This window comes from Bradyrhizobium sp. 187, from assembly GCF_023101005.1.
Classification (GTDB): domain Bacteria; phylum Pseudomonadota; class Alphaproteobacteria; order Rhizobiales; family Xanthobacteraceae; genus Bradyrhizobium; species Bradyrhizobium canariense_D.
Map to the genome: position 1 here is coordinate 7,067,695 of NZ_CP064693.1, position 22,664 is coordinate 7,090,358.

Genomic DNA, 22,664 nt, shown 5'->3' on the forward strand with positions numbered 1-22,664 from the left:
CAGGTCCAAATGTGGGATAGCGCATAGACATTGGAGCTGGAAAAGCTCAAAGGATATGCGGGTCTTTGGTCGGTTCCGCTGCAGGTTTGACGATGGATTACGCCCAGTTTTTCAATTCCGCCCTTGATCGTCTCCACACCGAGCGGCGCTACCGCGTGTTCGCCGATCTCGAGCGCATTGCCGGCCGGTTCCCGCATGCGCTCTGGCACTCGCCCAAGGGCAAGCGCGACGTCGTGATCTGGTGCTCCAACGATTATCTCGGCATGGGCCAGCACCCGAAGGTGGTGGGCGCGATGGTCGAGACCGCGACCCGCGTCGGCACCGGCGCCGGCGGCACCCGCAACATCGCCGGCACGCATCATCCGCTGGTGCAGCTCGAGGCCGAGCTCGCCGATCTCCACGGCAAGGAAGCCTCGCTGCTCTTCACGTCCGGCTACGTCTCGAACCAGACCGGCATCGCGACCATCGCAAAGCTCATTCCGAACTGCCTGATCCTGTCCGACGAGCTCAACCACAATTCGATGATCGAGGGCATCCGCCAGTCCGGCTGCGAGCGGGTCGTGTTCCGCCACAACGACCTCGCCGATCTCGAAGCACTGTTGAAGGCTGCGGGCCCGAGCCGGCCCAAGCTGATCGCCTGCGAGAGTCTTTATTCGATGGACGGCGACATCGCCCCGCTCGCTAAGATCTGCGACCTCGCCGAGAAGTACGGCGCGATGACCTATGTCGACGAGGTCCACGCCGTCGGCATGTACGGCCCGCGCGGCGGCGGCATCGCCGAGCGCGACGGCGTGATGCATCGCATCGACATTCTCGAAGGCACGCTGGCCAAGGCGTTCGGCTGCCTCGGCGGCTACATCGCCGCCAACGGCCAGATCATCGACGCCGTGCGCTCCTATGCGCCGGGCTTCATCTTCACCACCGCGCTGCCGCCGGCGATCTGCTCGGCCGCGACCGCCGCGATCAAGCATCTGAAGACGTCAAGCTGGGAGCGCGAGCGTCACCAGGACCGTGCCGCCCGAGTCAAGGCGATCCTCAACGCCGCCGGCCTGCCGGTGATGTCGAGCGACACCCACATCGTCCCGCTGTTCATCGGCGATGCCGAGAAGTGCAAGCAGGCTTCCGACCTCTTGCTCGAACAGCACGGCATTTACATCCAGCCGATCAACTATCCGACGGTCGCCAAGGGCTCCGAACGCCTGCGCATCACGCCCTCGCCCTATCACGACGACGGCCTGATCGATCAACTCGCCGAAGCCCTGCTGCAGGTGTGGGACCGCCTGGGTCTGCCGCTCCGCGAGAAGTCGCTGGCGGCGGAGTAGGCTTCTTCGCCTTCTCTTTCGATCTAAGTTTCACCGTCCCGGAGCTACCCCCTCCCCACCGTCCCCCAAGGGGGAAGGGAGCGAGAGAGTTGCGCCTCCCTTAGGTCGGCGGAGCCGCACAGCGTAGCGGTCGGTCTCGAATTTCCTGCAACGCGGACGGTCTCTCCGTTCCCTCCCCCTTGTGGGGGAGGGTCAGGGAGGGGGTACCACGCGGGGACTCTCTCGGGGAGCCAGAAGCAGCGCAGCTTTAAGGCAGCCGCTTAACGACAACTCCGGTTCCCGCCGTGGCACGGCATTTCGCTGTCGCCTCCACCCGTCCAACGCGCTAGATTTACAGGGAAAATGAGATCGGGCGCGGCCAGCGCGCGCCCCGGGAGAAGCACGCTCGCCATGCTGCACGATTGGGGCGTGATCGCCGCCGCCTTCGGCTATATCGGCTTTCTGTTCCTGGTGGCGAGCCATGGCGACCGCCGCTCGCCGGCCGGGCGCGGCCGCGCCTCGGGGCTGATCTATCCGCTGTCGCTGGCGATCTACTGCACCTCCTGGACCTTCTTCGGCTCGGTCGGCTTCGCCACCCGCACCTCCACCGACTTCCTCGCGATCTATGTCGGCCCGATCCTGATGATCGGACTCGGAGCCGGCGTGCTGCGCCGCGTGATCCAGCTCGCGAAGGCCCACAACATCACCTCGATCGCCGACTTCATCGGCGCGCGCTACGGCAAGAGCCAGGCAGTGGCGGCAACCGTCGCGCTGATCGCCATCATCGGCTCGGTGCCCTACATCGCGCTCCAGCTCAAGGCGGTCGCCTCCTCGCTCGAAACCATCCTGAGCGAAGACCAGGCCTTCTCCCACATCCCGATCATCGGCGACGTGGCGCTGATCGTGACGCTGGCGATGGCGGCCTTCGCGGTGCTGTTCGGCACGCGGCAGACGGACGCCACCGAGCACCAGCACGGCCTGATGCTGGCGGTCGCAACCGAATCCATCATCAAGCTCGTCGCCTTCCTCGCTGCGGGCACCTTCGTCACGTTCTGGATGTTCTCGCCGCACGAACTGATCGAGCGCGCGATGAAGACACCGGAGGCGGTGCGCGTCATCAACTATTCGCCGTCGATCGGCAACTTCCTGACCATGACGCTGCTGTCGCTGTGCGCGATCATGCTGCTGCCGCGCCAGTTCCACGTCAGCGTGGTGGAGAATTCCTCGGACGCCGAGGTCGGTCGCGCGCGCTGGCTGTTTCCGCTCTATCTCGTCGCCATCAATCTGTTCGTGATCCCGATCGCGCTCGCCGGCCTCGTCAGCTTCCCGTTCGGCGCCGCCGATCCTGACATGTACGTGCTGGCGCTGCCGATGGAGGGCGGCGCGGATCTGCTCAGCGTCGCCGTCTTCGTCGGCGGGTTGTCGGCGGCGACCGCGATGGTGATCGTCGAATGCGTCGCGCTCTCCATCATGGTTTCGAACGACCTCGTGGTGCCCCTGGTGCTGCAACGACGGCCGGAGGGGCGCACCGGCGGTGCCGATTTCAGCGACTTCCTGTTGCGTTCGCGCCGGCTCGCGATCTTCGCCATCATGGTGATGGCCTATTTCTACTACCGCGCGCTCGGCAACACCCAGCTCGCGGCGATCGGCCTGCTGTCTTTTGCCGCCATCGCCCAGCTTGCACCAAGCTTCTTCGGTGGACTGCTGTGGCGGCGCGCGACCGCGCGCGGCGCGATCGGCGGCATGCTGGTCGGCTTCGCAGTGTGGCTCTACACGCTCTTCATCCCGAGCTTCATGGATACCTCGACGGCGGGCATCCTGCTGCTCCAGCACGGCCCGTTCGGGATCGAGGCGCTGCGGCCGCAGGCGTTGTTCGGCGCCGATTTGCCGCCGCTGATGCACGGCGTGGTCTGGTCGCTGTCGCTCAACATCCTCACCTACGTGCTGCTGTCGCTGGCGCGCCGGCCGTCTTCGATCGAGCTGGTCCAGGCCGATCTGTTCGTCCCCAACACGCTCGCGCCAATTTCCCCGAATTTCCGCCGCTGGCGCACCACGGTCACGGTGCAGGACATCCAGACCACGGTAGCGCAATATCTCGGGCCTGACCGCGCGCGGCATTCGTTCGAGGCCTTATCCGCGCGGCGCAATGTGCGGCTGGAGTCCGGGGCGCCCGCCGATTTCGAGCTGCTGCAGCACGCCGAGCACCTGATCGCCTCCTCGATCGGCGCAGCCTCCTCGCGTCTCGTAATGTCGCTGCTGCTGCGCAAACGGACGGTCTCCGCCAAGGCTGCGCTAAAACTGCTCGACGATTCCCATGCGGCGCTGCATTTCAACCGCGAGATCCTCCAGACCGCGCTTAACCATGTGCGCCAGGGCATCGCGGTGTTCGATGCCGATCTGCAACTGATCTGCTCCAACCGGCAGTTCGGCGATCTCCTCAACGTTCCTCCGCATTTCATCCAGTTCGGCACGCCATTGCGTGAAATCCTGGAATTCATGGGCGTGAGCGAGCCGGCCGATCCGATCGAGCGCGAGGCCATGCTGGAGCGCCGGCTGGTGGCTTACACCACCGACGGCGAGCCTTATCTCGAGCGCCTGCCCGACCGCCACATGGTGATCGAGATCTTGACCAACCGCATGCCCGGCGGCGGCTTCGTCATTACCTTCACCGACGTCACGCCCACGTTCGAGGCGGCCGAAGCGCTGGAGAGGGCCAATGCGACGCTGGAAAAGCGGGTGCGCGACCGCACCGAGGAGCTGACCCGGCTGAATTCCGAGCTGGCGCTGGCCAAGAGCGCGGCCGAAGACGCCAGCATCTCCAAGACCCGCTTTCTCGCCGCCGCAAGCCACGACATTCTCCAGCCGCTGAACGCGGCGCGGCTCTATGTCACGAGCCTGGTCGAGCGTCAGCACAGCGGCGAGGAGACACGGCTGGTCGAGAACATCGACGAATCGCTCCAGGCGATCGAGGAAATTCTCGGCGCGCTGCTCGACATCTCCAGGCTCGACGCCGGCGCGATGACGACCTCGATCTCGAGCTTCAAGATGGCCGATCTGATGCGCTCGCTGGAGATCGAGTTCGCGCCGATCGCACGCGCGAAGAATCTGGCGCTCGTGTTCGTGCCGTGTTCGCTGCCCGTCGAGTCGGATCGTCTCTTGCTGCGGCGGCTGCTCCAGAACCTGATCTCCAACGCGATCAAATATACTCCACGCGGGCGCGTGCTGGTCGGCTGCCGCCGCCGCGGCGCCACGCTGAAGATCTGCGTCTACGACACCGGCGTCGGCATCCCGACGGTCAAGCGCGGCGAGATCTTCAAGGAATTTCACCGCCTCGAGCAGGGTGCGCGGATCGCCCGCGGCCTCGGCCTGGGCCTGTCGATCGTCGAGCGGCTGGCGCGCGTGCTCAAGCACGACATTGCCATCGATTCCAATGTCGGCGGCGGCTCGGTGTTTTCCGTGACGGTGCCGACGGCGAAGGCGATCACCCACACCGCGGCCGTGACCAGTGCGACGCCGCTCGCACGCACCTCGATCTCGGGTACCCTGATCGTCTGCATCGAGAACGACGCCGCGATCCTCGACGGCATGCGCACGCTGCTGAAAGCCTGGGACGCCGAAGTGATCGCGGTCGCCGATCCCGAGGCCGCGATCGCCGCAATCGAGACTGCGGGCCGCCGCGTGACCGGCCTGCTGGTCGATTACCATCTCGACCGCGGCAACGGCATCGCCGCGATCCGCGACATCCGCCGCCGCTTCGGTGACGGCATCCCCGCGATCCTGATCACCGCCGACCGCAGCCCCGCCGTGCAAATGGCTGCGCGCGACGAAAAGGTTGCGGTGCTCAACAAGCCGGTCAAGCCGGCTTCGCTGCGCGCCCTGCTCGGCCAGTGGCGCACGCAGCAGATGGTGGCTGCGGAGTGAAACTCCGCACTCAGGGCGCAAGCCTTGTAAACACGTAGTCGCGACACTTCACACGAGCTTCGTGGCACGCGAAGCAGGTGCGATGCTGGGCCTCGTCGACCGGCTTGCCGTTGATGAAGCGACCAAATCCCCAGCCGCCGGTCGAGGCATATTTTTTGGAATCCTTGACCATCACCTGGACGGTGGTGGCTTCACCGGGAATCGTCGCGGACGCAAATTCGGGCGACTGTTTCCGCTTCCAGGCCCGCTTGACCAGAATTGTGCCGTCCGGGAACGGAAGCTTGTTGTCTTGATAAGCATCGATCGCGGTCCTGTTGCCGACGACGGCACGCAGCTCGTCCAGGGGAGCCGCCTCCTCGGCCGGCGCGATCAGCTCCCACTGCTTGTAGCCCTCCGGCACAGTGACGCCGAAGATGGGCGAGGCATCCGCCGGGCCCTGCGCGAAAGCGATCGTGACCAGATAGGGCACGCAGGTCAGGACAACGACGAGGAGGAGCACGGCAAGCACGATCATCGTCGTAGAAGACGGAACTTTTGACTTTTCGGATTTCATTTTCGCTGACGCTTCATTGAACTGCGTTCGCATGTCAGGCCTCGGTCCGGCCTTGCCGGACCGAGGCGCTGCCAAAATCCTCAGGCGCCGCCGTCGGCGTCGATGACGGCCTTGGCAAAGGCTTGCGGTGCTTCCTGCGGCAGATTGTGGCCGATGCCCCCGGTGATCAGGCGATAGTCGTACCGGCCCGAGAATTTCTTGGCATAGGCGCTTGGATCGGGATGTGGCGCGCCGTTGGCATCGCCTTCCATCGTGATCGCCGGGACGCTGATGACGGGAGCTGCGGCAAGCTTCTTTTCGAGCTCCTCGTACTTCGCCTCGCCCTGGGCGAGTCCGAGCCGCCAGCGGTAATTGTGGATGGTGATCGCGACGTGATCCTTGTTGTCCAGCGCCGCCGCGCTGCGCTCGAAAGTGGCGTCGTCGAACTTCCACTGCGGCGAAGCGAGCTTCCAGATCAGTTTTGCGAAATCATGCGTGTACTTCTCGTATCCGGCGCGGCCGCGCTCGGTCGCGAAATAAAACTGGTACCACCATTGCAGCTCGGCCGACGGCGGCAGCGGCGCGTTGCCCGCGGCCTGGCTGGAGATCAGATAGCCGCTGACCGAGACCAGCGCGCGGCAGCGCTCCGGCCAGAGCGCGGCGATGATGTCGGCGGTGCGCGCGCCCCAATCAAAACCGGCGACCACCGCTTTCTTGATGTCGAGCTTGTCCATCAGCGCGATGATATCGGCTGCCATTGCCGCGGGCTCGCCGTTGCGCGGCGTCTCGGCGGAGAGGAAGTGGGTCGAGCCGTAACCACGGAGATAGGGAATGATGACGCGATAGCCGGCCTTTGCCAGGATTGGCGCGACGTCGACGAAGGCGTGAATGTCGTAGGGCCAGCCGTGCAGCAGGATCGCGACGGGGCCGTTCGCAGGACCGGCCTCCGCGTAGCCGACGTTGAGGACGCCGGCATCGATCTGCTTGATCGCGCCGAACGACGCATTCCTTGCGGAAGAGCGCGTCGCTTGCGATTCGGCGCGGGCGAGGCCGATCACGCCGAGGCCGGCGGCGACAGTTCCCGCGGCGATGCCGAAAAACTGGCGGCGGTGCTGATCGATGATCTGTTTCATGATGCTGCTACCTTTCTGATAGTTGGAGGTGGTGCGTCAGATCAGTGCGACCGTGACGTCGATGTTGCCGCGGACGGCCTTGGAATAGGGACAGGTCTGATGCGCCTCATCGACGAGGCCGCGCGCGATCTCGCGATCGAGGCCGGGCAGGCTGACATCGAGGCGTGCCCTGAGCGAATAGGCGCCCTCGTCGAGCACGAGGTCGATCTCCGCATCGATCGCACATTTCCTGGGGAGCTCGATCTTCCGCTTGCGGGCCGCGATTTCCATCGCGCCTTCGAAGCAGGCCGACCAGCCGGCCGCGAACAATTGCTCGGGATTGGTACCGATGCCGTTGCCGCCCGGCGGCGACAGCTTGACATCCAGACGGCCGTCGGAACTGCGCGATATCCCGTCCTGCCGCCCGCCACTGGTGCGGGTCCGGGCCGTGTAGAGCAATTTTGCCGCTTGGGTCATGAATGTCTCCTTGCCATCGCGCAACTCACTAGCAGCGGCTGCCGCGACACACCCGTTGGGACTTGTGAGAAGTTGTGAGGTCTCGGTTCGCGCGCCTCACAGGACCTGCATCCGCGGTCCGATCGCGGCGTGGGACGGCCTTGCCGGATTGCGATCATCTGGCTATCCGGTCCGTTCCAAAAGATCAGGATTCCGCCATGACCGAGCCGGCCGGCACCGCAACGGGAACCCTCTCGTTTGGGCCATTCACTGTGACGCCGCACGAAAGACTCGTCATGCGCGACGGCGTCGCGCTGCCGCTCGGTGCAAAGGCCTTCGACACGCTGCTCGCGCTGATGTCGCGGCCGAACCAGGTCGTCAGCAAGTATGATCTGATGGCGCTGGTGTGGCCCGGCATGACAGTCGAGGACGCCAATCTGCGCTTTCACGTCGCGGCGCTTCGCAAGGCCCTTGGCGACGGCAGGGACGGTGCCCGCTACATCACGACGCTCTCCGGCCGCGGCTATTGCTTCGTGGCGCCGATCTCGCAGGCGGCTATCGCGGCAGATCGGCGCACCGTAGCGCGAACGGAATTGCCGCCCGTCAAACTGCCGAACCGGCTGCAACGAATGGTCGGGCGCGACGATGCGGTCGCCGCCGTCTCCGACAGGCTGATCCGCTCGCGCTTCGTCACGATCGTCGGCCCGGGCGGTGTCGGCAAGACCGCCGTTGCCGTTGCCATCGCTCACGATCTGCTCGCGACATTCTCCGACGCCGCACATTTCGTCGATCTTGCCGCGCTGAGCGATCCCGATCTCGTGATCACCTCGATCCTGCTGATGCTGGGCTTGCCGGCGCAAACCGACGATCCCCTGCCTGCGCTGCTCGCGCATCTCCGGGACAAGCGGATGCTGCTGATCCTCGACAATTGCGAACACGTCATCGCAGCCGCGGCCCCGCTGGCCGCCGAGATCTTCCACGCCGCACCGAATATCTACATTCTGGCGACGAGCCGCGAAGCCCTGCGGGTCGAGGGCGAGCAGGTGTATCGGCTGGCGCCGCTTGCCGTTCCGCCCGACCATCCCGGTCTGACGGCGGCCGCGGCGCAGACTTATCCTGCACTTCAACTCTTCCTCGAACGTGCCACGGCCGGTGGCGCGCAGATCGCGCTCGACGATGCCAATGCAGCGATCGTCGCCGGGATCTGCCGCAAGCTGGACGGCATGGCGCTGGCAATCGAACTCGCCGCCGGCCGGGTCGAAGCCTACGGCCTGGAGCAGACCGCGGCACTGCTCGACGAGCGCCTCAATCTGCTCTGGCAGGGCCAGCGCACGGCGCCGCCGCGACAGAAGACGTTGCAGGCGACGCTGGCATGGAGCTACGGGCTCTTGTCCGATATCGAACGTCTCGTGCTGCGCAGGCTCGCGGTTTTCGCCGGTCACTTCACTATCGACGCCGCACTCGAGATCGTGCCGGACGAACGCGTCGACCGCTCCCGCCTGTTCGATGCCATCGACGGCCTGGTGGCCAAGTCGATGGTCGCGGCGCGGCCGATTGGCGCCATGATGCGTTACCGTCTGCTCGACACGACGCGCGCCTATCTGCTCGAGATCGAACCTGATGACGCGGCGCTCGCCGCCCGCCACGCGACCTATTACCGGCAATGGCTGGAGCAGGCCGGCACGACATGGGCCACGGTGCCGAGCGCCGACGAGCGCGCGATCCACTTCTCCGCGCTTCACAACGTGCGCGCGGCGCTGGACTGGTGTTTTGGCACGGACGGCGATGCCAGCATCGGCATTGCACTGGCCGCAGCTGCAGCGCCAATTTTTCTCGCGATGTCGTTGCTGGTCGAGTGCCGGCGCTGGTCTGAACGGGCGCTGCTTGCGCTCGATCCTTCCTCGCGCGGCGGCGCCGAGGAAATGCACATCCAGGCCGCGCTCGGACTGACCTTGATGTTCACGCGCGGCGGCAGCGAAGCGGCGCGTGCCGCGTTGAGCCGAAGCCTTGCGATCGCCGAGGCGCGCGGCGACGCGCCGAACCAGCTCCAGCTGCTCGGGCGCATGCATATCTTCCACGAGCGGATGGGACAGTTCGACGCCGCGCTCGGCTATGCGCAGCAAAGCCTCACGGTCGCCGGGACACTCGGCGATGCCGCCTCCCTCGCCCTCGCCCATTCGCTCCTCGGTGTCTCCTTGCATCTTGCCGGCGAGCATCGCGACGCGTTGACGATGCTGGAGACCGCCTGGCATAAGCCGGGCACGGAACGGATCAGCACCGTCTATGGCTTCGATCACCGCAACCGGGCCGGCATCTCGCTCGCGCGCGAGTTTTGGTTGCAGGGCCGCCCCGCGGATGCGATGCAACTGGCCCGGCAGACGGTCGTCGAGGCCGCCCAGATGGACCATCCGATCACGCTCTGCATTGCGTTGATCTGGGCGGTCTCGATCGATCTCTGGAGCGGAGACCTCGATGCCGCGGAAGAGAACATCGACCGCTTCATCGCCCATGCCGAATCGCGCTCCATGGGGCCCTATCTTGCGGTCGGCCGCGGCGTCAAAGGCGAGCTGGCGATCCAGCGCGGCAATGCCGCCGAAGGCGTCGAGACGATCGGGACGTGTCTGCGTGAGCTCCACGATGCCGGTTACGAGTTGCTCACCACGACGTTCAACATCGCGCTTGTTCAGGGCTTGATGACGCTTGGGCAGATCGAGCGGAGCGCGCGCCTGCTCGACGACGCGATCCGCCTCGTCGAGCAAAGCGGCGATCATCTGTACATGCCCGAGCTGCTGCGCATGAAGGGCAGGGTTCTCTTGGCCAGAGCCCAGCCCGAGGCCGATCAAGCGGAAGCCCATTTCGTGCAATCACTGGCATTGAGTCGTCGCAAAGGTGCCAAGGCCTGGGAGCTGCGGGCCGCGATCGATCTCGCCGGTCTCCTTGTCGAACGCGGCCGGCGCGAGGAAGCGAAGCGGTGGCTTCAATTGGCGTATGAAGGCTTCGCCCATGGCTCGGAAACAGCGGATATCAAGGCTGCCGAGAAGTTGTTGCAAACATTGTGACGCGGACTCTGGTGCGGAGTGAGGCGCGCACTCTCTCAAAGCGTCATTGCGAGCGCAGCGAAGCAATCCAGAATCTCTCCGCGGTAGGACGCTGGAACGCTTCGCTACGCTCGCAATGACGGAGCAAAGGGCAGCATCGCCATCCTCCAATTCAGGTTCAACTTGCAGACATGCCTTCGCGTCCTCGCGGCGCGTTTCGCCCGAGCTTTGCCTGGTCATTCCACCCTCAAAGCCAAGAGGGCGCAGGGAAGGCCGGGTGCCGGCTGGCACCCGCGGTCCGCTGCGCGAAAATGTAGCGCAAGGAAACCGCACAGCAGCATACAGGTGTAGCCAATCACTCGGCCTTCCCTGCGCGATGGTTGGACGGCTTATGCCGTGCTCTCCCGGGAGCCGAGTTCCTTTTGGCCTCCCTCGTCCCAACGAAAGTCACCGGCACCGCGCCGGTTGACGCGGATGCCGCATTCGCCAGGGCTTGACCGTAGCAACGACGGCCAGGACCACACGGTTTTGCCGTACGCACGGCTCGCCATTTCGCCGCAGTTTTTCCAGCCCTGTCGACGGAGCCGGAAACTTACAGACGAGACGAAGCCTAGCAGCGCCGCTCGTCGGAACGCAGCCTTGGGCTCACGGAGAGCAATCCGCCCTGCCCTTGGCCTCTCGCACCCGAACGCTGCCGCGTCCACCGCAAGCCCGGCTCGCGAACATGACGACCACAAGATCGCCCCTCAAGGATGAGCCGGGATGCGCGACACATACGCCATTTCCGAATTTCGGTAAAGTGGAATATTTTTGCGGCGGCGGATTGACGGGGGCGACACAGAGGAGGTCCGGTAGCCCGGATGAGCGAAGCTATATCCGGGGTTTTCGCTAGCTAGCCGCACTAGCGGTCCCGGATGTCGCTTCGCTCATCCGGGCTACAGGCTGCGAGAGGCGCTCGCTACAGGCTCACCCCGTCGGGGTACCCTGCTTCCATTGGCCGCCGGCGATTTTCGCGGCGGCGATCACGGCTTGGGTCCGACTTTCGACGCCGAGCTTTTGCAGGATCGCCGAGACATGCGCCTTGATGGTGGCCTCGGAGACGCCGAGCTCATAGGCGATCTGCTTGTTGAGCAATCCCTCCGACAGCATCATCAGAACCCGGACCTGCTGCGGCGTCAGCGTCACCAGCCGGTCGCGCAGGCGCGTCATGTCGGGGTCGGCGACTGCCGACAGATCAGTGTCGGCGGGAACCCAGACGTCGCCCTCCATTACCTTGAGGATCGCGTCGCGCAAGGTGTCGACGCCGAAGCGCTTCGGGATGAACCCGGAGGCGCCGAAGTCGAGCGAGCGGCGGATGGTGGCGCTGTCGTCGGACGCCGAGACGATCACCACCGGAATAGCCGGATATTGCGCGCGCAGATAGATCAGGCCGGAAAAGCCGGAGATCCCGGGCATCGACAGGTCGAGCAGGATCAGGTCGACGTCGGAGGTCTGTTCCAAAAGCTTGGTCAGATCCTCGAACGATCCAGCCTCGTCGATCCTGGCCGAGCTCAGGACGCCCGTCACCGCCTGCCGCAACGCGTCGCGGAACAATGGGTGGTCATCGGCAATGATGAGATGGGTCGAGGGAGCGTTCATCGTTCTCTTGCTGGCAATCGCACCGGGCCAGTAAGCCGGCGCGGGGCCCTGGTCAATTCTTTCCCGACCAGCCGTGGCATGCAAGTGGACATTATCCCTTTGCGGCAACGGGGTTAATCCACAGGCCGGCACTATGTTGCCGGATGGAAGGCTCGCAGTGTCAGGCGAGCGTCAGTGTGAAAGGCCGAAAGTCGTATTGGGGCGGGTTTCACGCCAATGTTACCTTGGGGGCAAGGCTTGGGTTGATCCGGCATGACCGGACATCCAGGGCGCGAGGAAACGATTTTTCGGGGAGCGACTCAACATGTCGACAATGGCTGTGTCTCAAGCAGGCGCGGGAGGGATGACGAAGGACGAACGGTTCGTCATTCTCGCCTCCTCGCTCGGTACCGTCTTCGAGTGGTACGACTTCTATCTCTACGGTTCGCTGGCCGGCATCATCGGCGCGCAGTTCTTCTCGGCCTATCCGCCGGCAACCCGCGACATCTTCGCGCTGCTGGCCTTCGCGGCCGGCTTCCTGGTGCGCCCGTTCGGCGCGATCGTGTTCGGCCGTGTCGGCGACATCGTCGGCCGCAAATACACCTTCCTCGTCACCATCCTGATCATGGGTCTGTCGACTTTCATCGTCGGCCTGCTGCCCAACGCTGCCACCATCGGCATCGCGGCCCCGATCATCCTGATCGCGCTGCGTCTCGCCCAGGGCCTCGCGCTCGGCGGTGAATATGGCGGTGCGGCCACCTACGTCGCGGAGCATGCTCCGAACGGCAAGCGCGGTTACTACACCTCCTTCATCCAGACCACGGCGACGCTCGGCCTGTTCCTGTCGCTGCTGGTGATCCTGTTCACGCGCTCCGCGCTCGGCGAACCCGACTTCGCGGCATGGGGCTGGCGCATTCCGTTCCTGGTCTCCGTGCTGCTGCTCGGCGTTTCGGTCTGGATCCGGCTTCGCCTCAACGAATCCCCGATCTTCCAGAAGATGAAGGACGAGGGGAAGAGCTCGAAGGCCCCGCTGACGGAAGCCTTCGGCAACTGGCAGAACGGCAAGCTCGTGCTGCTGGCGCTGTTTGGCGGCGTGATGGGCCAAGGCGTGGTCTGGTACACTGGCCAATTCTACGCGCTGTTCTTCCTGCAATCGATCCTCAAGGTCGACGGCTACACCGCCAACCTGCTGATCGCCTGGTCGCTCCTGCTCGGGACCGGCTTCTTCATCGTGTTCGGCGTGCTCTCCGACAAGATCGGCCGCAAGCCGATCATCCTCGGCGGCTGCCTGATCGCGGCGCTGACCTTCTTCCCGATCTTCAAGATGATCACCACCAATGCCAACCCGGCGCTGGAAAAGGCGATCGAGTCGGTCAAGGTCGACGTGGTGGCAGATCCCGCAGGTTGCGGCGACTTGTTCAATCCGGTCGGCACCCGCGTCTTCACCTCGCCTTGCGACACGGCACGTGCCTACCTGTCGCAGTCGTCGGTCAAGTACTCGACCACGCCAGGTGCGGCAGGCTCCGGCGTGAAGGTGATGGTCAACGGCAAGGAAGTTCCCTACGCCAACGCCAAGGACGGCAATCCGGCAGTGCTCGCCGCCGTGCAGGGAGCCGGCTATCCGAAGGCCGGAGATGCGGGCATCGTGAAGATGGCGCATCCGTTCGACATCTTCCGTCCGCAGGTGGCCGCGGTCGTCGGATTGCTGTTCGTCCTGGTGCTCTTCGTCACCATGGTGTACGGCCCGATTGCCGCGATGCTGGTCGAACTGTTCCCGACCCGCATCCGCTACACCTCGATGTCGCTGCCCTACCACATCGGTAACGGCTGGTTCGGCGGCCTGCTGCCGGCGACCGCCTTCGCGATCGTGGCCTCGACGGGCGATATCTATGCGGGCCTCTGGTATCCGGTCATCTTCGCGTCGATTACCGTCGTGATCGGCTTGTTCTTCCTGCCGGAGACCAAGGACGTCGATATCAAGTCGACCTGATCGACGCAGATCGAGATCAACACCAACCGGCCGCGGTCTCCGCGGCCGGTTTTGTTTTGGCCTACTGATTGCTACCGAGGAATTGCAGCACCACCTCGCGCCGGTGCGGGCGGGCGCGATGCTCGATCAGATAGATCGCCTGCCAGGTGCCAAGCGCGAGCTTGCCGCTCAGGACCGGCACATGAAGCGAAGTCTGGGTCAGCATTGTCTTGACGTGCGCCGGCATGTCGTCCGGTCCCTCGGCATCATGCGTCCAGCCGGCGTTCTCGGGCGCGAGCCGGGACAGAGCCGTGGTGAGATCCACGAGCACGGAAGGGTCGGCGTTCTCCTGGATCGTCAGCGATGCGGAGGTGTGACGAACGAACAGCGTCAACGCGCCGTCTCGCGCGCCTGCCTCCGCCACGAACTTCGCAGCTTCAGCGGTGAGATCGGTGAAGCCGCGGCCGGGCGTCTGCACGGTCAGCAGCGACGATGCGATGGTGGTGGCTTGCACCGACGATGGCGCCGAGCGCGTGATGGATTTGGCTGATGTCATCATCACTCTCTCAATTCGGAAAGCTGCCATAGGTGGGCAAAGCGAAGCGTGCCCACCGACTCACGCAACGAAAACAAAAATGGTGGGCACGGCGCGTCGCGGCCTTGCCCACCCTACCGCATCTCGCCACGTGCTAAATCTTCCCCGACACGTCCTTCTGCACGCGGTTGGCCATGTCGATCAGCCGGCGCCAGGCCCTTTCCAGGAATGACATCACGCGATCGACGTCCTGGTCGCTCGGCAGCGGGATCTCGATCCTGCGCTCGCCCTCGGCGGCCTTTGGTGCTTGCGGCTCCGCCTTCTTGAGCGGATCCGTTTTCGGCAGCGCCTCGTCGATCTTGCCTGACACGGTCGGCCCCGCCGCAAGCCGTCCCTTCAGCGTCTCGACTTCGGCCTGGAGCCTGCCGATCTCGGCGTCGAGCGCGGTACGTTCATCGGGCACCGCGTAGCAGGCCCAGCCGGCGCCGCTGCGGGTGCAGGTCGACACCGTGCCGGTGCGGCTGTCGAGCCGCAGCACCCCCTCGGGGATGGGCGTCATGCTGTAGCGGCCGTTTTCGCTGTCGGGCGCGGATTGCGCGACGAGGCAGCCGCCGCTGATGGTCAACACCGCGGCGAACGCCGCCGCCGCCAGCCATGATGCTGTGGATGAATTCGCTGCTCTCATCGCGTTCTCCGCCACGACGCGCAGGTAGCACGTCCAAAGATGGCGCTCATAAAGGTGGCACGTCTCGCAATTCTACACCCCGGCGAGGCGATCCGCCGCCCAAAACGCGCCTTTGACATGAACGATCACGGCGCCCCCTTTGATCCCGGCAGCCGGGCGAAATGGCGACGGCATCCGCCGATCCAGCGGAGACCTGCTGCGGTGCGGCGTCACGCTGTGTGCAGCGCTGCCGCCCGCGCCGATATTGTAAGATAAATCAAATACATAACAGGAATGGACACAATCGTGACTTGGCTTGACTTGATTATGGGCCATCAGTATGGTCCGCGCGGCTTTTGAGGGTGGCGGGCGTAATTTCCATTCAACCGCGGCGTTTCGGGTCTTCGTTGCATGACACAGGGCACGGGACACGGCGAGAATGGAGATCGCGATAGATCGCCCGAGGAAGCTGCGCTTTCCGAACGGCTCGGAAATCTTGATCAGCGGTTGTCCGAATTTCGCGGCCGCCACGTCAAGACCGAGCAACCCGCAGGTGACGGTGAGGACAGAGCGGCCAGAGCCTCGGCGATGGCGCTTGGTTTTCGGTTATCCTCCGAGTTGGTCGCCGGGGTCGTTGTCGGAGCGGGGATTGGCTGGGGTTTCGACCGCTTGCTGTCGACGTCGCCTTTCGGATTCATCGTGTTCCTGCTGCTGGGCTTCGTCGCCGGCGTGGTGAATGTGGTGAGAACGGCAGGCGCGGGTCAAAACAGGCGCGGTGGTTCTTAGGCGGTCCACACCAGGAGAGGAATGATCGTGCCGGCTCGTGCCGGTACGGGCCGGGCCCGACCGGCAGACCGAGACCCGCCGGCATCGCCCGGCAGACCAAGAGATGCCGCGCTGATGAAAATCGATCCGATCCACCAGTTCAACATCGAGCCTCTCTTCACCCTGGGCCATATCGGCAACCACACGATCGCCTTCACCAACTCGTCGCTCTACATGCTGGTGGCGGTCGCGATCATCTCGATCCTGATGCTCGCCAGCGGCACGCAGCTGGTTCCCGGCCGGCTGCAGTCGGTCGCCGAGATCTCCTACGAGTTCGTCGCCTCCACCATCCGCTCGACCGCCGGCGCGGAAGGCATGAAGTTCTTCCCGCTGATCTTCTCGCTGTTCATGTTCATCTGCGTTTCGAACCTGGTCGGCATTATCCCCTACACCTTCACGATCTCGAGCCATCTGATCGTCACCGCGGCGCTCGCGCTGCTGGTCTTCTTCACGGTCCTGATCTACGGCATTGCCAAGAACGGCCTTAAATTCTTCTCGATCTTCGTGCCCCACGGGGTCCCCGGCTACATCCTGCCGCTGGTGATGTTCATCGAGATCCTGTCGTTCTTCCTGCGGCCGGTTTCCCACAGCGTCCGTCTGTTCGCCAACATGCTGGCCGGCCACATCGCGCTGAAGGTGTTCGCGGGCTTCGTCGCCATGCTCGGCTTCTCGCTCGGCGCCCTTGGCTGGGTCGGCGGCGTGCTGCCGCTGGCGCTCACGGTCGCGCTGTACGCTCTCGAGATTCTGGTCGCGTTCCTGCAAGCCTATGTGTTTGCGATCCTGACCTGCATCTACCTCAACGACGCCATTCATCCGGGACACTGAGCGGTCCGGGGAATTTCCACCCAAAACCCAATCTTTCTTCCAAGGAGTCTAAAATGGATCCGGCAGCAGCAAAACTTATCGGCGCGGGCATCGCATGCATCGGCATGGGCGGCGCGGGCGTCGGCGTCGGCGTGATCTTCGGCAACTACCTCGCCGCGGCCGTTCGCAACCCCTCGGCCGCTCAGGGCCAGTTCGGCAATCTGATCTTCGGCTTCGCCGTGACCGAAGCGCTCGGCATTTTCTCGCTGCTGATCGCGCTGCTGCTGCTGTTCGTTCCGCTCTGAGAACGATTTTTCGCGCCGCTTCAACCGAGGCGACGCGCATGACTGCAACAGGAGTACTCCATGGCTGAAAGTCATGGCGGGGCGAAAAGTCCGGCGGCGGGCGCCCACACCGGGTCCGAAGGCGGTCACGGTGGCGGTTTTCCGCCGTTCGAGAGCGGCACTTATGCTTCACAGCTGGTGTCGCTCGCGATCTTCTTCGTCGCGCTTTACGTGATCGTGTCCAAGCTCGCTCTGCCGCGCGTCGGCGGTGCGATCGAGGCGCGTCAGAACAAGATCGAGGGCGACCTCGCCGAAGCGCAGAAGCTGAAGGACCAGTCCGAAGCGGCGCTGAAGGCCTATGAAAACGAGCTTGCTTCGGCACGCTCGCGCGCGCAGGCCATCGGCAACGAATCCCGCGACAAGGCGAATGCGCAGGCGGACGCCGAGCGCAAGGCCTTGGAAGAGCAACTGGCGGCCAAGCTCGCCGAGGCAGAGAAGACCATCGCCTCGACCCGTGCGACCGCCATGAGCAACGTCCGCGGCATCGCGGCCGATGCGGCAGGCACCATCGTGCAGCAGCTCACGGGCGTGGTTCCGGACGCGGCATTGGTCAATGCCGCCGTTGATGCGTCCTTGAAGGGTTAATCGATATGTTCTTCGATCCTGAAACCTGGGTCGCCATCGCCTTCGTGATCCTGATGGTCGTGTTCGGCTATCTCGGGGTCTTCAAGAAGGCCATGACTGCGCTCGACCATCGCGCCGATCGCATCAAGGCCGAGCTCGACGACGCGACGCGCCTCAAGCAGGAAGCCGCCAAGGTGCTCGCCGACTACAAGGCGCGCACCGCCTCGGCCGAACGCGAGGCCGCCGACATCATCGCCAACGCGAAGAGCGAAGCCGAGCGCATCGCAACCGAGGCCAAGGCCAAGGTGGAAGATTTCGTCGCTCGCCGCACCAAGACCGCGGAGGGCAAGATCGCGCTCGCCGAGGCTCAGGCGGTGGCCGATGTTCGCGCCGCAGCGGCCGAAGCCGCCGTCCAGGCCGCCTCCACGATCCTGTCGAAGTCGGTCAGGGGCCAGGTCGCCGACGATCTGCTCGCCAAGGGCATCACCGAAGTCAGGCAGAAGCTGAACTGAGAGATCTTGCCTTCACCAATCAAAAAGCCGGCGCGATCAGCGCCGGCTTTTTTGTTTGTCGGGCACTGCATCGGCAAATCTGATGTCATCGCCCGCGAAGGCGGGCGATCCAGTATTCCAGAGACAGCCCTGATAGATCGAGAAGCCGCGGCGTACTGGATGCGCCGCCTTCGCGGGGCATGACGACTATCTTGACGTGGTTACTTCTTCTTCGCCCGCGCCTTCGGCTCGGGCGACAGCGCCTGCGGATCGAAGCCGACATAGAAGATGTAGCTATCGGCGTCCTTGGCCGAAGGCATCGGGTAGACCAGATCCTCGGCCACGAAGGTGAACGGCACGCTGCCGCCCTCCGACATTCCGACCGTGGTCCGGTAGGCCTTGGAAGCGATCACCTTCTCGCCGACGCCGCCCTGCACCACGGCGACGCGCAGCGGCACCTCGACGCTCGCAGGCGCGCCGGCGGGTCCGGCAATGACGCGGCCCTGGATGCCGATCCGGGCCGTGATATCGCCGCCATTGCGGGCGCATTCGCGCGCCATCTTGGTGATGGTGGCCTGGAAGCGGATCTCGTTGCCGACGGCCGGCTTCCCGGTGGCACCGACCGCGTAGGTGGAGGCTCCGGCACGCACCGTGACCTGCGGGCAATCAAGATCGTCATCAGCCGCCGGCTGGCCCGGCGCAGGCGCCGGCTTGGGTTGGGCCGGCTCGTCCGACTTGCCGCCGAACAGGCCCTTGAATCGATCGGTCAGCGACTGCGCCGCGACCGGCGAGATGGAGACGAGCGCAACTGACAACGCCAGCGCGACCGCCGCCCCCCGCCGCAACGCATTCCGCGATGACCGAAGCTCCTGCACCATCAACACCCATACTCCTGACGACATCCCGACCGATCACCGGCCGGGTTGCGCCGTTATATCGTCAAAACCGGCGAACCCAAGGCAGCAAACAAGGAGACTTTGGCCGCATCAATCAACGGGCTCAGCCGCGGAAATCCTCGTGCAGCAGGCCGAACAGCAAATGGTCCTGCCAGACCCCGTTGATGCAGAGATACCGGCGCGCCAGCCCCTCGCGGGAGAAACCGCACTTCTCCAGCACCCGGATCGAGGGCGCATTGGTCGGGATGCAAGCGGCCTCGACCCGGTGCAGATTGAGCTCCCCGAACAGCGTCGGCAGCAGCACCCGCAGCGCGGCCGTCATGTAGCCGCGCTGGGCGTGGGGCTTGCCGACCCAATAGCCGATGGTGCCGGCCTGGACGATGCCGCGGCGGACATTGGCGAGCGTGATGCCGCCGACCATGGCGCCGTCGAGCTCCCGGAAGATCAGAAAGGGATAGGACCGGTCCGCGGCGATGTCCTCGGAATAGCGGCGCAGGCGGCGGCGGAAACCGGAGCGGGTGAGATCATCCGACGGCCAGATCGGCTCCCAGGGGGTCAGGTAATCGCGGCTGGACTCGCGCAGATGGGCCCATTGCAGGAAGTCCGACATCTGAGGCGCGCGTAGCAACAGGCCGTTGCCGCGCGGCGCGAGAGCGGCGGGTCCACTGGATGGCAGGCGAAAGAGGGCCATGGTGATGCTTCCCGGGGCGGATCAACCCGTGCGCGGCTCCTAATGCAGCCGCGCCTTGGCGCGTGCCCGGGTCAATCCTTCCGCAAAAGACACCGCCGTGTCCAGACCCCTGCCACTGCCCAATGCGACAACCGCAGGGCGGCTGCGCGAAAGCAGCGCACGCGCCGCATCCCGGGTCGATTCGACGCTGACGGCGTCGATCCGGGCCACCAGCTCCTCGGCGGTCTGGGGCCGGCCATAGGCCAGCACATGCCGGGCGAGTTGCTCGGCGCGGGACGAGCAGCTCTCCAGCGCCATCAGCAGCCCCGCCTTCATTTGCGCCTTGGCCCGCGCGATCTCGACCTCGGTCAGGGTCTCGACCGAATCATTCATGATGTCGACCACGACCTCCATCATCTCGGGCGCATCGGCCGGATCGGTGCCGGTGTAGAGGCCGAAGAAGCCGGTGTCGGTATAGGGGGCATGGAACGAGTAGATTGAGTAACAGAGGCCGCGCTTCTCGCGCACCTCCTGGAACAGCCGCGACGACATCCCGCCGCCGAGGATGTTGGTAAAGACCTGGAGCGAGAACAGCGACAGATCGGTCTGCGGCACGCCCTCCAGGGCCAAGGTCAGATGCGCCTGCTCGAGCTCGCGATGCACCACCTTGGTGCCGCCCTTGCCGAATTGTGCGGGTTGCGGCTTGGGACCCGCTGTCCCCTCAAAACTGGCAAAGCGCTGCTCGACCTCGGCGACCACCTGCTTGTGATCGACCGCGCCGGCGGCCGCCACCACCATGTCAGGGCCGCGGTAGTGCGTCGACAGATAGTCGCGCAGCGAGTCGCGGCTGAAGGCACGCAAGGTCTTCGCAGTGCCGAGCAGCGAGCGGCCCATCGGCTGGTCGGGATAGCAGAGCTCGTTGAGATGCTCGAACACGACGTCGTCAGGCGTGTCCTGCGCCGCGCCGATCTCCTGCACGATGACGTTCTTCTCGCGCTCGAGTTCGTCGGGCTCGAAGGCGGGATTGGCCAGGATGTCGGCGAGCACGTCGAGTGCGAGCGGCACGTCGGCCTTCAGCACCCGCGCATAATAGGACGTGGTCTCGGTCGAGGTGCCGGCATTGAGGTCGCCGCCGACCGCCTCGATCTCCTCGACGATCTCGCGCGAGGAGCGCTTCGTCGTGCCCTTGAATGCCATATGTTCCAGAAGATGCGAGATGCCGTGCTCGTTGGGCTTCTCGTCGCGCCCGCCGACGCCGGCCCAGACGCCGAGCGCCGCGGTCTCGAGATGAGGCATCTTGTCGGTGACGACAGTGAGGCCGGACGCAAGCTTGGAAATCTCGACGCTCATCCGGCAACTCCCTGTTTCGCGGCGCGGCTGACCGACAGCACGAACCGCTCGACCTCGGTCTGGTCGTTCTTCATCACCTTCATGTGTTCGGATTTGGTCATCAGACCATCGAGCCAGGCCGGCAGTTGCGGCCGCTGGCCGCAGGCCGCTTCGACCGCATCGGGGAATTTGGCCGGATGGGCGGTGGACAGCACGATGCTGGGAACCGTCCTGTCCGTGGTGTCGCGGTCGGCGACCGCAAGCGCGACCGCGGTGTGGGGATCGACCAGCTCGCCGGCCTCGCGCCAGGCGGCGCGGATCGCGGCCGCGGTCTCGGTCTCGTCGGCCCGGCCTGCGTCGAACCCCTCGCGGATCGCGGCCAGCGTCGCATCGGGCAGCACGAAGCGTCCCGATTGCTTCAGTGAATCCATCAGACGGCGCACGCCGGCGGCATCGCGCCCGCCAGCCTCGAACAGCAGCCGCTCGAAATTCGAGGAGATCTGAATGTCCATCGACGGCGAAGCCGTCGCGTGGACCTCGCGCACCTCGTAGATCCCGGTCTTCAGCGTGCGCGCCAGGATGTCGTTGACGTTGGCGGCGATGCCCAGGGTCCGCACCGGAAGACCCATGCGCTTGGCGACATAGCCGGCGAAGATGTCGCCGAAATTGCCGGTCGGCACGACGAAGTCCACCGCGCGCGCGGGTGCACCGGCGGCAACGGCGGAGGTGAAATAGTAGACCACTTGGGCGACGATGCGCGCCCAATTGATGGAATTGACGCCGGACAGCGACGTCGCATCGCGGAAGCGATGGTTGTTGAACATCGCCTTCACGAGGGCCTGGCAATCGTCGAAATTGCCCTCGACGGCAAGCGCATGGACGTTGGCCGCGCCCGTCGTCGTCATCATTCGCCGCTGCACCTCGGAGATGCGGCCATGCGGGAACAGCACGATGAGATCGACATTTTCGAGTCCTGCGAACGCGTCGACCGCAGCACCGCCGGTGTCGCCCGAGGTCGCGACCACGATGGTGGTGCGCTGGCCGCGCTGGGCGAGCACGTGGTCCATCAGCCGCGAGATCAGCTGCATCGCCACGTCCTTAAAGGCGAGCGTCGGGCCGTGGAACAGCTCCAGCACGAACTGGTGCGGCGCCATCTGGCGCAGCGGCACCACCGCCGGATGGCGGAAGGTGGCGTAGGCCTCGTTCGCCATACGGCCGAGCTCGGCGTCCGAGATCTCGCCGGCGACGAAAGGGCGGATCACCTCGACCGCGACCTCCCAATAGGGACGCCCGAAAAAGCCGGCGATGGCGTCAGGCGAGAGTTGCGGCCAGGTGGCCGGCACATACAGGCCGCCGTCGCGAGCGAGCCCGGTCAGCATCACGTCGCAGAAGCCGAGTTCGGGGGCCTCGCCCCGGGTCGAGATATAACGAGTCAAACTGCCCTCCAAAGGCCGGCCGAGCCTGGACTCGGTCCGCAAGCCTTTGATTTTACGAAATTACTTGTTAACAGCCAGAGGCTTTGGGCCACCATAAAGTGTTTTGCGGCATCAGGAAACCGCTTCGCGCCTGGGGCCGTCCAAGGAAAAAGGCTGCCAA

Annotated in this window: 19 protein-coding genes; 9 read left to right on the forward strand and 10 right to left on the reverse strand. The window is 64.9% G+C overall.

What is annotated here, in order from left to right:
• The first annotated feature begins 92 nt into the window (after positions 1 to 92).
• Complete coding sequence (hemA, locus tag IVB19_RS34100; protein ID WP_018458160.1) at positions 93 to 1,322, forward strand: 5-aminolevulinate synthase; 1,230 nt, start codon at positions 93 to 95, stop codon at positions 1,320 to 1,322.
• Positions 1,323 to 1,712: 390 nt separating this feature from the next.
• A complete protein-coding gene (locus IVB19_RS34105; RefSeq protein WP_026233515.1) occupies positions 1,713 to 5,222 on the forward strand; it encodes a PAS domain-containing hybrid sensor histidine kinase/response regulator in 3,510 nt (1,169 codons plus the stop codon).
• A gap of 10 nt (positions 5,223 to 5,232) precedes the next feature.
• Here the strand turns inward: IVB19_RS34105 and IVB19_RS34110 are convergent, their stop codons facing one another.
• From IVB19_RS34110 to IVB19_RS34120, 3 genes are all read right to left on the reverse strand, one after another.
• Complete coding sequence (locus tag IVB19_RS34110) at positions 5,233 to 5,736, reverse strand: cytochrome P460 family protein (protein ID WP_018458158.1); 504 nt, start codon at positions 5,734 to 5,736, stop codon at positions 5,233 to 5,235.
• Between the two features lie 119 nt (positions 5,737 to 5,855).
• On the reverse strand, positions 5,856 to 6,887 hold the full coding sequence (locus IVB19_RS34115) for an alpha/beta fold hydrolase (protein ID WP_018458157.1): 1,032 nt from the start codon (positions 6,885 to 6,887) through the stop codon (positions 5,856 to 5,858).
• A gap of 36 nt (positions 6,888 to 6,923) precedes the next feature.
• A complete protein-coding gene (locus IVB19_RS34120; RefSeq protein ID WP_018458156.1) occupies positions 6,924 to 7,343 on the reverse strand; it encodes an organic hydroperoxide resistance protein in 420 nt (139 codons plus the stop codon).
• 197 nt (positions 7,344 to 7,540) lie between these two features.
• On the opposite strand from IVB19_RS34120, the gene IVB19_RS34125 reads away from it, so the two are divergent.
• Positions 7,541 to 10,381 carry an ATP-binding protein gene (locus IVB19_RS34125; protein WP_247820788.1) on the forward strand — a complete coding sequence of 947 codons (2,841 nt, stop codon included), beginning with the start codon at positions 7,541 to 7,543 and terminating at the stop codon, positions 10,379 to 10,381.
• Positions 10,382 to 11,326: 945 nt separating this feature from the next.
• Here the strand turns inward: IVB19_RS34125 and IVB19_RS34130 are convergent.
• The gene (locus tag IVB19_RS34130; RefSeq protein WP_018459987.1) at positions 11,327 to 11,998 is read right to left on the reverse strand and encodes a response regulator transcription factor; all 672 of its coding nucleotides are present in this window, start codon (positions 11,996 to 11,998) and stop codon (positions 11,327 to 11,329) included.
• Positions 11,999 to 12,341: 343 nt separating this feature from the next.
• Here IVB19_RS34130 and IVB19_RS34135 point away from each other — a divergent pair, with 343 nt between their 5' ends.
• Positions 12,342 to 13,967: an MFS transporter gene (locus IVB19_RS34135; RefSeq protein WP_018459988.1), complete on the forward strand. Its 1,626-nt coding sequence runs from the start codon at positions 12,342 to 12,344 to the stop codon at positions 13,965 to 13,967.
• Between the two features lie 61 nt (positions 13,968 to 14,028).
• On the opposite strand, the gene IVB19_RS34140 is transcribed toward IVB19_RS34135, so the two are convergent.
• Together IVB19_RS34140 and IVB19_RS34145 are read right to left on the reverse strand one after the other, a co-directional pair.
• Complete coding sequence (locus IVB19_RS34140) at positions 14,029 to 14,502, reverse strand: secondary thiamine-phosphate synthase enzyme YjbQ (protein WP_026233919.1); 474 nt, start codon at positions 14,500 to 14,502, stop codon at positions 14,029 to 14,031.
• Positions 14,503 to 14,635: 133 nt separating this feature from the next.
• Complete coding sequence (locus tag IVB19_RS34145; protein ID WP_026233920.1) at positions 14,636 to 15,166, reverse strand: hypothetical protein; 531 nt, start codon at positions 15,164 to 15,166, stop codon at positions 14,636 to 14,638.
• Positions 15,167 to 15,556: 390 nt separating this feature from the next.
• Here IVB19_RS34145 and IVB19_RS34150 point away from each other — a divergent pair, with 390 nt between their 5' ends.
• The 5 genes from IVB19_RS34150 (at position 15,557) to IVB19_RS34170 (ending at position 18,194) form a co-directional block, all read left to right on the forward strand.
• Positions 15,557 to 15,931 (forward strand): AtpZ/AtpI family protein, encoded by a 375-nt coding sequence (locus IVB19_RS34150; RefSeq protein WP_018459992.1) that lies wholly within the window; start codon positions 15,557 to 15,559, stop codon positions 15,929 to 15,931.
• Between the two features lie 114 nt (positions 15,932 to 16,045).
• Positions 16,046 to 16,795: a F0F1 ATP synthase subunit A gene (locus IVB19_RS34155; RefSeq protein WP_018459993.1), complete on the forward strand. Its 750-nt coding sequence runs from the start codon at positions 16,046 to 16,048 to the stop codon at positions 16,793 to 16,795.
• Between the two features lie 53 nt (positions 16,796 to 16,848).
• On the forward strand, positions 16,849 to 17,079 hold the full coding sequence (locus tag IVB19_RS34160; RefSeq protein ID WP_007599451.1) for a F0F1 ATP synthase subunit C: 231 nt from the start codon (positions 16,849 to 16,851) through the stop codon (positions 17,077 to 17,079).
• 60 nt (positions 17,080 to 17,139) lie between these two features.
• On the forward strand, positions 17,140 to 17,703 hold the full coding sequence (locus IVB19_RS34165) for a F0F1 ATP synthase subunit B family protein (protein ID WP_018459994.1): 564 nt from the start codon (positions 17,140 to 17,142) through the stop codon (positions 17,701 to 17,703).
• Positions 17,704 to 17,708: 5 nt separating this feature from the next.
• A complete protein-coding gene (locus tag IVB19_RS34170; RefSeq protein WP_018459995.1) occupies positions 17,709 to 18,194 on the forward strand; it encodes a F0F1 ATP synthase subunit B family protein in 486 nt (161 codons plus the stop codon).
• A 200-nt stretch (positions 18,195 to 18,394) separates the two neighbouring features.
• Here the strand turns inward: IVB19_RS34170 and IVB19_RS34175 are convergent, their stop codons facing one another.
• From IVB19_RS34175 to thrC, 4 genes are all read right to left on the reverse strand, one after another.
• The gene (locus tag IVB19_RS34175; RefSeq protein WP_018459996.1) at positions 18,395 to 19,051 is read right to left on the reverse strand and encodes a hypothetical protein; all 657 of its coding nucleotides are present in this window, start codon (positions 19,049 to 19,051) and stop codon (positions 18,395 to 18,397) included.
• Positions 19,052 to 19,172: 121 nt separating this feature from the next.
• The gene (locus tag IVB19_RS34180; RefSeq protein ID WP_007599447.1) at positions 19,173 to 19,760 is read right to left on the reverse strand and encodes a GNAT family N-acetyltransferase; all 588 of its coding nucleotides are present in this window, start codon (positions 19,758 to 19,760) and stop codon (positions 19,173 to 19,175) included.
• Between the two features lie 39 nt (positions 19,761 to 19,799).
• Complete coding sequence (locus IVB19_RS34185) at positions 19,800 to 21,089, reverse strand: M16 family metallopeptidase (RefSeq protein ID WP_007599446.1); 1,290 nt, start codon at positions 21,087 to 21,089, stop codon at positions 19,800 to 19,802.
• Complete coding sequence (gene thrC / locus IVB19_RS34190; protein ID WP_018459997.1) at positions 21,086 to 22,504, reverse strand: threonine synthase; 1,419 nt, start codon at positions 22,502 to 22,504, stop codon at positions 21,086 to 21,088. The genes IVB19_RS34185 and thrC overlap by 4 nt, the downstream gene beginning before the upstream one ends.
• Between the last annotated feature and the right edge of the window lie 160 nt (positions 22,505 to 22,664).

Coding starts and splice junctions, on each gene's coding strand:
- IVB19_RS34105 (WP_026233515.1), top strand. CDS start 1,713: ATGCTGCACGATTGGGGCGTGATCGCCGCCGCCTTCGGCTATATCGGC.
- IVB19_RS34175 (WP_018459996.1), bottom strand. CDS start 19,051: ATGGTGCAGGAGCTTCGGTCATCGCGGAATGCGTTGCGGCGGGGGGCG.
- IVB19_RS34120 (WP_018458156.1), bottom strand. CDS start 7,343: ATGACCCAAGCGGCAAAATTGCTCTACACGGCCCGGACCCGCACCAGT.
- IVB19_RS34180 (WP_007599447.1), bottom strand. CDS start 19,760: ATGGCCCTCTTTCGCCTGCCATCCAGTGGACCCGCCGCTCTCGCGCCG.
- IVB19_RS34125 (WP_247820788.1), top strand. CDS start 7,541: ATGACCGAGCCGGCCGGCACCGCAACGGGAACCCTCTCGTTTGGGCCA.
- IVB19_RS34115 (WP_018458157.1), bottom strand. CDS start 6,887: ATGAAACAGATCATCGATCAGCACCGCCGCCAGTTTTTCGGCATCGCC.
- hemA (WP_018458160.1), top strand. CDS start 93: ATGGATTACGCCCAGTTTTTCAATTCCGCCCTTGATCGTCTCCACACC.
- IVB19_RS34185 (WP_007599446.1), bottom strand. CDS start 21,089: ATGAGCGTCGAGATTTCCAAGCTTGCGTCCGGCCTCACTGTCGTCACC.
- IVB19_RS34140 (WP_026233919.1), bottom strand. CDS start 14,502: ATGACATCAGCCAAATCCATCACGCGCTCGGCGCCATCGTCGGTGCAA.
- IVB19_RS34150 (WP_018459992.1), top strand. CDS start 15,557: ATGACACAGGGCACGGGACACGGCGAGAATGGAGATCGCGATAGATCG.
- IVB19_RS34160 (WP_007599451.1), top strand. CDS start 16,849: ATGGATCCGGCAGCAGCAAAACTTATCGGCGCGGGCATCGCATGCATC.
- IVB19_RS34130 (WP_018459987.1), bottom strand. CDS start 11,998: ATGAACGCTCCCTCGACCCATCTCATCATTGCCGATGACCACCCATTG.
- IVB19_RS34155 (WP_018459993.1), top strand. CDS start 16,046: ATGAAAATCGATCCGATCCACCAGTTCAACATCGAGCCTCTCTTCACC.
- IVB19_RS34110 (WP_018458158.1), bottom strand. CDS start 5,736: ATGATCGTGCTTGCCGTGCTCCTCCTCGTCGTTGTCCTGACCTGCGTG.
- IVB19_RS34145 (WP_026233920.1), bottom strand. CDS start 15,166: ATGAGAGCAGCGAATTCATCCACAGCATCATGGCTGGCGGCGGCGGCG.
- IVB19_RS34135 (WP_018459988.1), top strand. CDS start 12,342: ATGACGAAGGACGAACGGTTCGTCATTCTCGCCTCCTCGCTCGGTACC.
- IVB19_RS34165 (WP_018459994.1), top strand. CDS start 17,140: ATGGCTGAAAGTCATGGCGGGGCGAAAAGTCCGGCGGCGGGCGCCCAC.
- IVB19_RS34170 (WP_018459995.1), top strand. CDS start 17,709: ATGTTCTTCGATCCTGAAACCTGGGTCGCCATCGCCTTCGTGATCCTG.